Origin of the sequence: Microcoleus sp. bin38.metabat.b11b12b14.051, assembly GCF_013299165.1 — a bacterium.
Classification (GTDB): domain Bacteria; phylum Cyanobacteriota; class Cyanobacteriia; order Cyanobacteriales; family Microcoleaceae; genus Microcoleus.
The window spans coordinates 158791-172089 of sequence record NZ_JAAFKD010000005.1; the positions used below are offsets into that span (position 1 = coordinate 158791).

Annotated in this window: 12 protein-coding genes, 1 rRNA gene and 1 pseudogene; 10 read left to right on the forward strand and 4 right to left on the reverse strand. The window is 45.7% G+C overall.

What is annotated here, in order from left to right; translation table 11 throughout:
• Window positions 1-51 precede the first annotated feature (51 nt).
• The 5 genes from sufR to QZW47_RS08115 all read left to right on the forward strand — a co-directional run bounded on the left by sufR (window position 52) and on the right by QZW47_RS08115 (window position 2520).
• Entirely contained in the window at window positions 52-753 is a 702-nt protein-coding gene (gene sufR, locus QZW47_RS08095; protein ID WP_293125898.1) for an iron-sulfur cluster biosynthesis transcriptional regulator SufR, read from the forward strand.
• 99 nt (window positions 754-852) lie between these two features.
• Complete coding sequence (locus QZW47_RS08100; protein WP_293125900.1) at window positions 853-1260, forward strand: hypothetical protein; 408 nt, start codon at window positions 853-855, stop codon at window positions 1258-1260.
• A 317-nt stretch (window positions 1261-1577) separates the two neighbouring features.
• Window positions 1578-1694 (forward strand): 5S ribosomal RNA (rrf, locus tag QZW47_RS08105).
• 135 nt (window positions 1695-1829) lie between these two features.
• Window positions 1830-2129, forward strand: coding sequence for a type II toxin-antitoxin system HigB family toxin (locus QZW47_RS08110; RefSeq protein WP_293125902.1), 300 nt, complete (start codon window positions 1830-1832; stop codon window positions 2127-2129).
• Window positions 2101-2520: a transcriptional regulator gene (locus tag QZW47_RS08115; RefSeq protein WP_293125904.1), complete on the forward strand. Its 420-nt coding sequence runs from the start codon at window positions 2101-2103 to the stop codon at window positions 2518-2520. The genes QZW47_RS08110 and QZW47_RS08115 overlap by 29 nt, the downstream gene beginning before the upstream one ends.
• Before the next feature lie 243 nt (window positions 2521-2763).
• Here QZW47_RS08115 and QZW47_RS08120 read toward each other — a convergent pair whose 3' ends face one another.
• The gene (locus tag QZW47_RS08120) at window positions 2764-5022 is read right to left on the reverse strand and encodes a calcium-binding protein (RefSeq protein WP_293125906.1); all 2259 of its coding nucleotides are present in this window, start codon (window positions 5020-5022) and stop codon (window positions 2764-2766) included.
• A 146-nt stretch (window positions 5023-5168) separates the two neighbouring features.
• Here QZW47_RS08120 and QZW47_RS08125 point away from each other — a divergent pair, with 146 nt between their 5' ends.
• Window positions 5169-5735 (forward strand): hypothetical protein, encoded by a 567-nt coding sequence (locus tag QZW47_RS08125; protein WP_293125908.1) that lies wholly within the window; start codon window positions 5169-5171, stop codon window positions 5733-5735.
• A 101-nt stretch (window positions 5736-5836) separates the two neighbouring features.
• On the opposite strand, the pseudogene QZW47_RS08130 reads toward QZW47_RS08125, so the two are convergent.
• Window positions 5837-6004, reverse strand: a pseudogene (locus QZW47_RS08130) (DUF2281 domain-containing protein); the annotation flags it as partial.
• A 229-nt stretch (window positions 6005-6233) separates the two neighbouring features.
• Between QZW47_RS08130 and nadC the strand changes: the two are divergent.
• Window positions 6234-7094: a carboxylating nicotinate-nucleotide diphosphorylase gene (gene nadC, locus QZW47_RS08135; protein ID WP_293125910.1), complete on the forward strand. Its 861-nt coding sequence runs from the start codon at window positions 6234-6236 to the stop codon at window positions 7092-7094.
• 325 nt (window positions 7095-7419) lie between these two features.
• Here the strand turns inward: nadC and QZW47_RS08140 are convergent, their stop codons facing one another.
• Both QZW47_RS08140 and QZW47_RS08145 read right to left on the reverse strand, forming a co-directional pair.
• A complete protein-coding gene (locus QZW47_RS08140; protein WP_293125912.1) occupies window positions 7420-8448 on the reverse strand; it encodes a C39 family peptidase in 1029 nt (342 codons plus the stop codon).
• 689 nt (window positions 8449-9137) lie between these two features.
• On the reverse strand, window positions 9138-10466 hold the full coding sequence (locus QZW47_RS08145; RefSeq protein ID WP_293125914.1) for a pitrilysin family protein: 1329 nt from the start codon (window positions 10464-10466) through the stop codon (window positions 9138-9140).
• A gap of 299 nt (window positions 10467-10765) precedes the next feature.
• Between QZW47_RS08145 and QZW47_RS08150 the strand changes: the two genes are divergently transcribed.
• The 3 genes from QZW47_RS08150 (at window position 10766) to QZW47_RS08160 (ending at window position 13265) form a co-directional block, all read left to right on the forward strand.
• A complete protein-coding gene (locus QZW47_RS08150) occupies window positions 10766-11278 on the forward strand; it encodes a hypothetical protein (RefSeq protein ID WP_293125916.1) in 513 nt (170 codons plus the stop codon).
• A gap of 429 nt (window positions 11279-11707) precedes the next feature.
• Complete coding sequence (locus tag QZW47_RS08155) at window positions 11708-12580, forward strand: ABC transporter permease (RefSeq protein ID WP_293125918.1); 873 nt, start codon at window positions 11708-11710, stop codon at window positions 12578-12580.
• Between the two features lie 475 nt (window positions 12581-13055).
• Window positions 13056-13265 carry a DUF2997 domain-containing protein gene (locus tag QZW47_RS08160; RefSeq protein WP_194071124.1) on the forward strand — a complete coding sequence of 70 codons (210 nt, stop codon included), beginning with the start codon at window positions 13056-13058 and terminating at the stop codon, window positions 13263-13265.
• Window positions 13266-13299: the final 34 nt, after the last annotated feature.

Below are 13299 nucleotides of genomic sequence, written 5' to 3' on the forward strand. Positions count from 1 at the left end.
ACATTAACAATAGTGATATTGTCAAAGTCAAATAAATAATTTTTTGTGAAGATGATGGAGACAACTCAGCAAACTTCCACGAAACAAGACATTCTGCAATATTTGCTCAAGGGAGGTCAAGGGACGGCTCTTGAGTTAGCGGAGTCTTTGGAGATGAGTCCGCAGGCGATTCGCCGTCACTTGAAGGATTTGGAGGCGGAGGGGGCGATTCAATATCAGTCGGTTCAGGCTGGTATGGGGCGTCCCCAGCATATGTATGAGCTTACCAGTCTAGGGCGCGATCGCTTCCCGAATCGTTACGGCGATTTTGCTGTGTCTTTCCTCGATACTTTGGCGGAAACCGTCGGGCGCGAGCAAGTTATTACTATCCTGCAAAAACAGTGGCAGCGCAAGGCTACGGAGTATCGGCGGTTGGTGGGTGTTGGTTTGTTGGCCGAGCGGGTGAGTAAGTTGGTGGAACTCCGCAGGGCTGAAGGTTACATGGCTGAGTGTTATCCTGTAGAATCGGTAGATGTGGAAGTGTGCGGTGATGTTAAGGGCGATCGATTTGTGTTGATGGAACACAACTGCGCGATTTCTAATGTGGCTGAAACTTTTCCGAGTGTGTGCGGCAATGAGTTGGAAATGTTTGCTGCGGTTTTGCCCGATTGCACCGTGGAACGGACTCACTGGATTATTGATGGGGAACAGCGCTGCGGTTATTCTATTGCTAAGAGGAAGGAAGAAGGAAGAAGGAAGAAGGAAGAAGGATGAGGGAAGAATAAATAAGGATGAGGGTTTAAAATTACCAATTACCAATTACCAATTATCCATTACCAATTACCAATTACCAATTATCAATTACCAATTTATATGGAACCATTAGCAGATTTTTTAAAGCCGGAAGAGTGCGCCGAAGTTGATATGGCGCTGTTGTCGTCGAAGGAAAAGTTTTCGACTCGGTTGGCAATTTATGGTTTGAGGGTGCTCAAGCAAATTGCTGAGGAGACTGGTTTGCCGATAACTGAGGTGTCGAATCAGCAGGTGATGGATTGGATTAAGAATGATGAGAGTATTCGACAGTCGATTCAAGTTGATGCTAGTTTTGAGAACTTTTTTACCAATTTGGTGGTTTCGTCTTTGCGACCGTTGAGGCAAATTGCGGTAGAGGCTGAGGGGGCGATCGAGCAATTAACAGTTAAGCAGGTCGTGGCGTGGTTTGTAAAGGACGGGAAGATTCGCCGAGAGCAGGGAACTGATGCTGCTTTCTTGGATTTGTGATACGGCTGACGCGCTTCGACTCCCAGAAACCGGGTTTTTTCGGAATCTGTCTGTTGCAACGAAAGATTTGCCGAAAAAACCCGGTTTCTCGCCCCTCATCCAACTCCCAGAAACCGGGTTTTTACCGAATCTGTCTGTCGCAACGAAAGATTTGCCGAAAAAACCCGGTTTCTCGCCCCTCATAACGACCTTTAAAAAAACTTTTGACAAAGGGGTTGACAAACTGGGGAATGCTTGGTAATCTAGTTGGGTCAAGCGAAAGAGATGCAGCGCATCAAACTTAACGCAGACACAGGATTTAAAGTTTTCAAAGCTTTCCTGGTGCTTATGGTGTAATGGAACCACTCCGATCCATCTCGAACTCGGCTGTTAAACGTTACTATGGCGAAGATACTCGGCGGGTCACTGCCCGGTAAAATAGCTCAGTGCCAGGTTAATAATAAACTAAAGCTCTTTTCCAGCAACGACGGAAAAGAGCTTTAGTTTATTACGGACTTACAGATGTTTATAATATAACAAGTGCGTAAGTCCAGAACAAAATCTGGTGTAGTTTGGAAAACAAGGGTGAAATGCGTGTTATCAGCCGAAAAATCCTGCGAGATTTCTGTGAAAGCCATGCGGATTCCTGCGATGCACTTTATGACTGGTATAGAGTGTCAAGTAAAGCCCAATGGCAGAACTTAATTGATGTTCAGCAGATTTATCCAAAAGCTGAGTCAGTCGGCAATTTTACCGTATTTAATATTAAGGGAAATCGATATCGGCTGATTGTTGATTTGGTTTATGTTTCTCAAAGAATCTACATCAAATATGTTCTGACTCACGCTGAGTATGATAAGGATGAGTGGAAAAATGATCCGTACTTTTGATGCAAAATCTTATACAGATTTACTTGTTCGCTATCAACCAAAACCGATCGCAAATGAAGCAGAAAACGATGCCGCGATCGCTCTCGCTTGCGAACTGGAGCATAGTCCTATGCGATCGCTGGAGTCAGAGCTATTTCTGGAGCTTTTGATAACGCTGATTGAAAAATTTGAAGCTGAAAATTATCCAATTCCGGCAGGAAATGCTGGTTTAATGTTGCAACATTTAATGGATGCGAGAGATTTGGAAAAATTCGATCTGATTCCTGTTTTGGGAACCGAAACAGAGGTTGAGAAAGTTTTTGTTAGTGGAAGGGCGCTCGAAATAGATGAAGCCCGGAAACTCGCCGATTTTTTCGGAGTTGATATTAGTTTGTTTCTCGAATCATATTGATACCCATCGACAAATGATAAAAACCCGCCCCCACCCCACGCAGAATTTAAATTAAATAGGTGTAATTTGAAAGCCACAAAGTTGACAAATACCTCCGTTGCCATCCAAAATAAAGTTGATAAATGGTAGCCCGCTGATAATACGAGTAAAAGGGGCAACCACGGGGGATTTCCCCTACCAATAGATATCCCACCAAATGATGACTGTAGGGGCGGTGCCCCCGTGCCCGCCCGATTATAACCGTTATCGCCGCATCAACCCATCTGCCGAACTAAGCGTATAGACATTAGGCAAAATATTATTCGCACCATTTGGCGCTGCCAGAAGATCGAATGATTGTTGACGATAATTAACAGTATCAAATAATTGTCCTCCCCCTCCAGTTCCAATCGAAACGTCTAAGAAATTCTTCAGGCTTGCACTACCAGGTCCTCCTAGCTCTGTACCGATATTGGTCAAAGTGAAATTAAACTCTCCTTGACCTTTTTTATTTTCTGGAATTAGAAATGTGGGATTTCCAATACCTTTTCGACCACTACCCGAAATCTCTATATTTTTGCTGTTGTTGTCTGGATTCGAGTATTTGACATTCAGGTTAGCAGTCCCCTGATAAGGGATAGCAGAAGGTTTTACCTCTATTTTTAAGAAGGGAGTGGATGGTGTTGGTGGAGGTGTTACAGGAGTAGTCGAAGGTTGATCACAGAAATCTAGTCCAAGACTCTTTCTGAGCGTCTTCATTCCATCCCCTTTGCTAAATCCAACTGTATTAGCAACCTTGTCGTAAAGCTTGGAAGTGAAGTTATAAGCAATATTTTTTGCTGCACCCCCCACTTGCCCAAAAAGATCATTAGCAGCTATCTTACCATATGTCTTAACTACATTACCAGCCAGTTCGCTTCTTTCTGTAACAAAATTGATTGCCTTTCTCGTTACTTTCAATACACCAGCTTGGAGAGGACGTGCAGCATTACCGAGTGCACTACCTTTAGCCAATAGTTTACCGAAAGGAATTAAACCAAAGGCTTTCTCGGCTATAGCTCCATCATTACCATTGAGAACAAGGCAAACAGTATCGAACACTTTGACACCAGCAGCGGCTATTTCCAAAGCACCACCTACTGTTGCTCCTATCAGTGCGCTCGTCCCTAATGTCGCTGGAGCCGCCACAGTTCCAACTCCTACCGCGAAAAGGCCTCCAAGAGCAAGGTTATCAGAGACATTATTCTTTTGTGAAAGTTCGCAAAGTCCCTTAAATAATTCGCAGGGGGTTATTGATGTTGGTGCGGCTGGGGTCGTCGGCGTGGTTGGTATTGAGGGGTCACTTGGGCCAACTACGGTAGCAATCGTCTCTTCACGACCAGCCCCATCTTTTCGCTTGGCAACGATCGAACCGTCATCTTGCCGATCGAAAATTGATTTGCTGGTCGAACCTTGAACCTGAGCCTCCATCCGCTTACCATCAGCACTCATGTTAAGGGTGTGAGCGGGCATACTGCTTTGAGGGCCAGGTTGGTAGCGTAACTCACGAGCGCTGATTTCATCACTCGATCGCTTAATATTGACAACATATTGACTACCATCGCTACCGTTCAAAATGAAATCATAGGTATTCGACCCGGTACTGCGGACAACTGGCGCTTCATAGGTTACAGTCTCTTCTGGGAGGGCGGGGTTAGCATCCAAATTAACGAAGCGACCGCGTAAATCGTCAGGTGTCGCCCCCTGAACGACCCCCAATACTGAATTGGTGGCAGCAACACGGATAATCGTACTTGATCGATTGTTGGCGACTGTTGGTTGTAGCAATAGATCGGCCTCGGCGAGATCGAGATCTATCCCGATAAAATCTTCGCTTTTGTTAAAGTCTGTCAGAATATCTGCCTCGCTCACGACAGAGGTAGCCGTATTAGAACGCAGCACGAATGTATCGTTTCCAGGGCCACCCGTTAGTGTATCAATGCCAAAATCGCCGATGAGCAGATCGTTACCAGCCCCGCCGTCGAGAAGGTCATTCCCACGACCGCCCTGCAAAACATCGTTATCTTCATTGCCAAACAGCGTATCTTCTCCCTGATTGCCATTGAGAGCGTCTATGCCCGCTCCGCCGCGCAATAGGTCGTTGCCCTCGCCACCGCTAATAACGTCATCGCCCTCGTCACCCGCGATCGTATCGGCACCGATACCGCCGGAGAGCAAATCGTCACCAGCACGACCGGAGATGAAGTCGTTTCCTGCATTACCATTCAAAAAGTCTTCTGCGACAGAGCCTTGTAGTGTATCGTTGCCCCCCAAGCCAAGGATACCTTGGATATACTGACCTGACTGATCGGGTGTCGCCGTAAACAGGTCGCCACTCTCAGATAAGCGAAGGGCTCGACCATCGCTGACTTGAGAACTCGATCGCCCAATATCCCCACCAGAACGATCGGAAATGAATTCGTTTCCTGTGTTACCATTCAAAAAGTCTTCGGTTTTTTCCAGCAGAGCCAAATTGTCAGGCATTGTGTCGCTCTCCTTCGTGTTGGTACAAATAAACTTATTTAGGAACTGTACCTCACCTGTCTCATCTATGTCATGGCTGAAAAAGCCCGAAAAAGACTGAAAAAGCCCGGAGTTTCACCCAACTTTATTTTTCCTTCACTTAACCCATGCAGCCCAACGACGATCGCCCGTTGCAAGCCGTCCCTGACGATAACGAACTGCTGAAATTGGTCGATGGTCTAATATTTGAGAAAACTGGTAAACATCTCAATACGCTACAACGGCTAGTGCTTGAGGGAATGTATGATGGCAAAACCTACGAAACGATCGCCCGCGACACCCGCTACACCACAAAATACGTCCGAGAAGTCGGCTACAAGCTGCTCAAAAATCTCTCCGTAGTTATGGATGAAGAGATGCAAAAAGCCAATTTCAAAGCTGCGATCGATCGCAGAAATATTAGCAATACCTCCAACTTCGGCAGAGATTATATTCATCAATACGTCGAATACGTCCACACCCTCAACCTCAAACCCTGTCCTTTTTCGCCTAGCAACTCCGACAACAATCCCCCCACTGAATCCACATTTAAAACTCAGATCGAACGGCTGGAAATTGATGTCGCTGAAGTCGTTTGCAAATTGCACAGTCAAGGTATCGAACCATCTCAAATCGCTCAGTTGCTTGGTTTGCCGGATGCGATTGTTAACAAAATATTGGGTAAAATATCATAAATAAGGGCGACATTCAATAGTTTCTGCTGCTTTAGAACTTAATTGTTTACTGTCTTCCAAGTACCAGAGAAAAGTATGGGTATTCAGTAGAATATTCATGTTTACATATAATCCTTTAAATCTTCGAGAGGTTCATCAAAATCATCAGAGATCCAGATTTTATCTTTCCAAATTCCAAGTCCGCCTCGCTTTGTTGGCTTTTCTTGACTTAAGTTTTTAGCCTGCTTTTCTAGCGAAAACTCAATATAATGAAGCACTTCTGTCTGAAGAGACTCAGGGAGTTATTCTAGTTTTTCTAAGATGACTGGCTGTATCATTGTTTTTACTCGCGATCGCCCATCTATCCCATTAAAGCACTCTTGACCCAATGTCAGCAACAGAATAGCCCATTATCTAGCCCGATCGCCCAAAATCGCATTCACACCATCACTATCTTGCAACTTGCCGAAAATTGCCCGATCGACTATTGTTCCCAGTAGCAGGAATAACAAAGAAAACATGACAGCAATATTACCGCCTTGGATTATTTTAGACTCGCTGTTGCACAACTGGCTACTAGAAGATATCGGTAGGGGCGATCGCACAACATCGGCCTTATTCCCCGCAGCCAGCGTCCCAGGTACTGCTAAATGGATTGTCAAGGAGGCTGGAGTCGTCGCTGGATTGCCGATCGCCGATCGCACATTTAAACTTTTAGACAGCAGCCTCAATTTCATCCCGCAAGTGTCTGAAGGGCAATTGTGCGACAAAGGACAAGTAATTGCCGAGATTTCTGGCAATTTCGATGCGCTGCTAACGGGGGAAAGAGTTGCATTAAACTTGGCAATGCGTTTGAGCGGAATTGCTACTTTAACTCGCAAATATGTTGACAAAATTGCCGATTTACCAGTGCAATTGGTCGATACTCGCAAGACGACTCCGGGATTGAGATTGTTGGAAAAGTACGCGACTCAAGTTGGCGGTGCTTGCAATCATCGCATGGGATTGGATGACGCGGTGATGATTAAAGACAATCATATCGCGGCGGCTGGAGGAATTGGTGAGGCGATCGCCCAAATCCGCAATTCTATTCCCTATCCGCTGACAATTGAAGTGGAAACGGAAAGCCTTGCTGAGGTGGAAACTGCTTTGCAGCACAAGGCTGATATTATTATGTTGGATAATATGTCTTTTGATTTAATGCGGCAGGCTGTGGCAATAATTCGCGAAAAGAGCGATCGCGTAAAAATCGAAGCTTCTGGGAATGTTACTTTAGAAACAATTAGAAGTGTGGCGGAAACGGGTGTTGATTATATTTCAACTAGCGCTCCAATTACGCGATCGACTTGGCTAGATTTGAGCATGAAAATTAATAGTTAGTTACTGATATCAGGAGACGGAAATGCCGTTTTCCTACAATTAATTAGGGTAGGGAAACGGCATTGCCGTCTTTTCCTCGCAAGGGTAATCGATTATTTTGATTGACTATTCGCTGTTCACTATTGTTATATCAATTCTAATTGCATCGGAATGATTTAACCGCAGAGAACACAGAGAACACAGAGAAAGAGAAGAGAGAGAGCGGTAATTCTGATGCTAACAGATTTGATATTATTGGTTATTTATTAGTGTGAATAACTAATAATTAATTTCCAATTTTCAACGCTCAATTCCAAATTCCCAATTCTCGATGCCCAATGCCCAATTATTTCGAGATAAAATGTACCCAAAAATTCCCATCAGCCATACAAACATTGCGGATTAATCGATAGGAATAATGCAGGTAAGCACCGCTAACAGTTGTGTCATAACCCGTGGGGAACCACTCACCATAGGGATCGTGGACGAAGAATCCTTCGCTGTCGTAACCAGCAGCAACTATAATGTGACCGAAAGAGGTGAAGTATCCGTGGATGACAGCGGGATTTCCGCTGGCGAGCCAGTCTTGAACGTCGTCAATAGTTGCATTCTCGGTAAAGTAATCTTGAGCGCCGTAATCTCTAACGATTTTTGCTAAATCTTTTGGTTCCCAACGACTGTAACCTTTGTCGATCGCATATTGGTAGAGTTCATCTTCATATTGTCCGGTTTTTTGGCGCCGCGGTACTCTCAAAAAGTCCAAACACATCGCTATGGAAGTGACATTGCAAGCACCTGTAGGATTGTACAAGTTATCCATTTGCGATCGATAAGGAATGCCGAGTCTGACCGTCGGTGGATTCGGTTTGGGATACAGCAAAACGCCGTCGAGAGTAATTTGAGCGTGTCCTCCGAAAACATACCAAATTCCTGAACCTTTGAAAGATTCGTTGCGGAGAGCAACTCTAATGTGACCGCGAATCGGAGCAAAAGCTAGAAGTTCAAACTCTTTTCCGGCTGGGATGACTTGTTTTTCCGCTTCCTGAAGTTGAGAAGACGCCAGCGGTTTTGATTTAAAAATCGTGTCTTTGAGGATCTTCAGGATTGGGCGAGGTTTGGGAATGTCCGCCGGTTTGGCTTCGATCAGCTTTTCGGCTGTGACTGCTCCCAAAAAACCCGGTTCGCCACACTTCATCAGGGTTTGAAATCGGTGCAGGGCTGCGGTTGAAAGAGGGCCAAAGTTACCGTCTACCGGAGGTTTCAGTAAACCCAGGTCAATGAGGCGACTTTGAATTTGGCGACTGAGTTCGCCGTCAGCAGCGATCGCCCTAGAATCATACCTAAGTTTTGACTTTAGAAAGTTTTGTAATTTCATGCTTCCCTGCACAATTCAAAGATTCCAAGTTTATAATCTCAGAAATTTACGGCAATTTTACCGATCGTCCGCACCTTAAGGGCTTTGTATTCATGATTCGATACAAACCTTTAAGGCGAGAGCCGATCGAACTTGATATCCTGTCCAGTCGATCGATCGCAATAAGATTGGTTCGTAGTGGGGACTTTAGTCCGCAGATGAAGAGCGGACTAAAGTCCGCACTACGAACCTTTTTTTGTAGTGGGGACTTTAGTCCGCAGATGAAGAGCGGACTAAAGTCCGTACTACGAACCTTTTTTTGTAGTGGGGACTTTAGTCCGCAGATGAAGAGCGGACTAAAGTCCGTACTACGAACCTTTTTTTGTAGTGGGGACTTTAGTCCGCAGATGAAGAGCGGACTAAAGTCCGTACTACGAACCTTTTTTTGTAGTGGGGACTTTAGTCCGCAGATGAAGAGCGGACTAAAGTCCGTACTACGAACCTTTTTTTGTAGTGGGGACTTTAGTCCGCAGATGAAGAGCGGACTAAAGTCCGTACTACGAACCTTTTTTTGTTAGGCTCGTAGGTCAGACATGATATGACGCAGTATTTTTCTATCAAAGAAGGCGATGATTTACTTTCTTTGTGCTGTGGTAAGTCTTCCTAGCTTGACAAGCAAAGGATTGCGGCTGGGAAGGAAGCAGTCGCGTTTATGCTGCTTCGGGGCGAATTACCACGACACCCATCGCGTCGGGAGATAGGTATTTGACGGCGGCTTCCCGGATACCCTCAGCAGTTTGAGCTTGGATACAGGCGGCGTAGTTGAGGGCGGGAGCGATATCTCCTACCATCGACTGATAGTAACCGTACAAGCTTGCTCGATCGCTGGGAGTTTCGTTACCAAAGATAAACCGATTTGCTACTTGGGTGCGGATGCGGGAAATTTCGGCATCTGTCACGAGTTCGGTTTGCAGGGTGCGGATGTGTCCGACGATGGCTGCTTCGACTTCTTCTATATTTTCTGTCGCTAGTTGAGCAGAAATCGAGAAGACACCGCCCAGCCGTTGAGTCATGTTGCTGACGGAAATTGACGAAACTAGCCCTCTATCTTCGCGCAAATCCTTAACCAAGCGAGTTGTGCGGCCGTGACCCAATACTGTCGCCAAAACATCGAGGGCATAGGTTTCGGACATTTCCACAAAACCGGGGACTCGCCACATAATAATCAATCGGGCTTGCTGAAGGGCTGAGTCTACGAATTCGCGGCGGACTGTTTCGGTAAACGGCGATTCTTGGCCGTAGTTGAGAATTTCAGATTTTGGGTCGAAGTTGCTGATGGCGGGCAGATTTATGGTGCTGTTTTGTGCTGTGCTTTTGGCGGCAAAACTTTCGGCGACAATTTCAATTAGTCGATCGACCGGCAAGTTACCAACAGCGACTGCTGTCATCGCCCCTGGCTGATATCTGCTGCTGTGGAAATCCCGCATTTGTTGGGCTTTAAGATTTTCGATGACGGAAGTCGGGCCGAGTACGGGTCGCTTGTAGGGCAGGACTTCAAAGGCTAATTGCATCGATCGCTGATAGGTACGACGGCGGGGATTGTCTTCCGATCGTCTAATTTCTTCCAATACTACCAGCCGTTCGCGATCGAAAGCGTCGTCGGGAATGCTGGCGTTGAGCAAGACATCGACTTGTAGCGGCGCTAGTTCAGCAAAATCTTTAGGCGCTGTGGTGATGTAATAGTTCGTGTAATCTTGACTGGTGGCTGCATTGGTGACAGCGCCGCGTTGCTCGATCGCCCGCTCAAATTCTCCGCTGGGAATACTGGGAGTTCCCTTAAAAATCATATGTTCTAAAAAGTGCGCCATGCCGTTGATTTCGTCGGATTCGACGGCTGATCCTAGATTCATCCACACGCTGAGGTTCACAGCATCGACCGGCAAGTGTTCCGCTATAACTGTGAGGCCGTTGGGGAAATGGCGCACTGTTGGAGCGTTCAAGGGCGATCGTCCGGTTGATTTGAGCAGGGTTGATGTCATTTGGGTTTTAAATTTATCTTCTTCTCTATATCTTAAAGGGTGTTTAAGGAAGTCATCAGTGATAAGCAGGCGATCGACTGTTGGCTGGTGGGCCGTGGGGATCGGTGAGGGGGCGATCGGGTAACACCAGATACAGTGTATTCTCTGTAGACATGATATAATCAACTGCGTCGCAACTTGTTTATCAATTGCTCAAAAGTGTAATTGATAAACTTGGAGTCTTTTGTAAGTCAGGGCGATCGGATTTAGCGACGTTGATATTTATGTGGGTTGTCAAGTCAAACGAGCAAAAAAAAATCATGAGCCAAAATTATCGCAAATTCAATCACCCTAAATTGGGTTTTCTCTTAGGTCTTGCTATTGCTTTAGTAATACCAACTCTAGCTTCTTCTGCACCTGCTGCACCTCCCAAGCCTACTACTCGTACAACTCAGGATCTTAAATGCCAACTAATGTACGGAACGAAAGCAGAAAACTATGATAACTTAATTACTATTGGCAAGCGCACTGAGGAACCTACAAGCCGTTTTTACATGAACTATTCAAGGCCCAGATCTATCACCTGTAAAATCATTAACAACCCAGGTGAACTAAAACTAGCTTACGGTTTACCTGACAACTCTAATCTAATTCGTGTATCTGTCAAGATTTACGTCGATGGTGAACTCAGAAAAACTTTAGATTTTGGTCGTGGTGAGGCTATACGTGACTCAATAGATATTACAGGTGCGTCGGGGTATACCATCGATTACAAAGTTATTTTACCAAAAGATGGTTCCTATGATTATATCTATGTGTTGCCTAAATCCTGAGTTTTTTTAGGTGGCAGTAGAAGATGTAAAACAGGACTTACGCACTCCGACCAAAGAAACCGGGTTTTTGCCAGGTTCAAGGGTTGTAACGAAATATTCTCGCAAAAAACCCGGTTTCTGACCACTCGTGAGTAAGTCCTGCCCGATTAAATTTGTTCTACTTAGTGAGTGCGTTTACGTTAAAATACGTCAAGCAATACGTCAAGCAAAATTAAGTCCTATTTCCTATTCTAGACTTATCAAGTATTTGGTAAATAAGCTGTGGAGCATTTAAACCACTAACTATTTACGTAGGGTGCGTCAGCTACAACACTCACTATACATGGGAAATGCCTTAAAACTGACGCACCCTACAATACCATTTTAAATGCTCTACAGCTTAGCATTTGCTAGGTACATTGGATTTTAGATTTTAGATTTTAGATTGTAATGGAACAGCAAAAATTGCAGCAGGGTTTAATATTTCAGCAAAAAGCTGTTCGGCGATTTTCCCGATCGACCTCCGGGAAAATCGGCCTAATTTTGACTTTAGCGCTGATTGTTTCCGCACTGTTAGCCCCTCTACTTTCCCCTTACAATGCTGCGGTCGATCGCGATTATTTGTCCAGATTAGTCGCTCCTAGCATCAAACATTGGTTCGGTACCGACGGTTTAGGGCGGGATTTGCTGGTGCGAGTGTGGCACGGATTGGGGATATCTTTGCTTGTCAGCTTGGTTTCTGTGGGTGCCGGATTATTTGTGGGTTCGCTGTTGGGATTGCTGGCTGGGTATTTTCGCGGATGGGTGGAAGTGGCGATCGGCACTTTGGCGGATATTTTACTAGCTTTTCCTTCAATCTTACTGGCGATCGCCGTTGTCACCGTCACCGGGCCCAGCCTGCAAAGCGTAATTATCGCCGTCAGCGTCGTACAAATTCCGATTTACATCCGCCTCACACGCAGCATGGTGCTATCCCTGCGCGAACAAGAATTTGTGTTAGCTGTCAAAGCCTTGGGCGCCAGCGACTTGCGGATTATTTTTCGCCACATTTTGCCGGGAAGTCTCGCGCCGTTAGTTGTACAAGCAACTCTTTCCACGGGCACAGCCACGCTAGAAGCTGCCGGTTTAGGTTTTCTCGGTTTGGGCGCGCAGCCACCAGCCCCGGAGTTGGGCACTATGCTTTCCGATGCTTTCAAAGGCGGATACGCTCTTTCGTCTCCTTGGACTATTGTATTTCCCGGTTTGCTAATTACCTTGACAGTTCTGGGTTTCAACCTTTTAGGCGACGGGCTGCGAGACGTTTTAGACCCCAGAGGGAATTAGAGGGGAATAGTGGGAGAGGGGGAGAGGGGCAGATGGGGAAAGGGGGAGAGTGCGAGCATTTATACTTTTGGCTTCAAAATCTAAAATCTAAAATCTAAAATCCAAAATATAGCAGTTCTCAAAAAAGTCAGGTATGCCCGATGCCCGATGCCCGATGCCCTATGCCCTATGCCCGATGCCCGATGCCCGATGCCCTATGCCCGATGCCCATGAGTACCCGAGCTTTCCCTTGAAAGGCTATAGATCGACTTGACTGATGTCACAATGTACGCGAAACTTTACATAACACTGACGTAATGCCTCTAGATATTAATAACTTCTGTTAAGTTGTGACTCAAAACCTATCAATTAGTCAAAATTGATATAGCGGTTTGCGAGTCAGCCAACTCTCAAGAAGCGACCTCATGAGTCATCGCAGCCAGCTTGCTGGCGTCGGTGTCTGGTCTTATTGTTCCTATTCAGTCAGCTCGGAATTATGGAAACACTAGAGTTTGTGATTTATCCAGATGGCCGCGTACAGGAAACAGTCACCGGCATTGTCGGTGCTTCCTGCGCTGAGGTAACGGCTGCAATTGAAGCCCAGCTCGGTGTGGTGCTTCATCAAGAGTCAACATCTGAATATTTCGCGCAAGTGCTGCATCAGTCAGCCGAAGCGACGGCCCAAGTGGCTTTTAGCGATTGGTAATCTTTTTTGTTGAGTTCACTTAAATTTTTTTGGA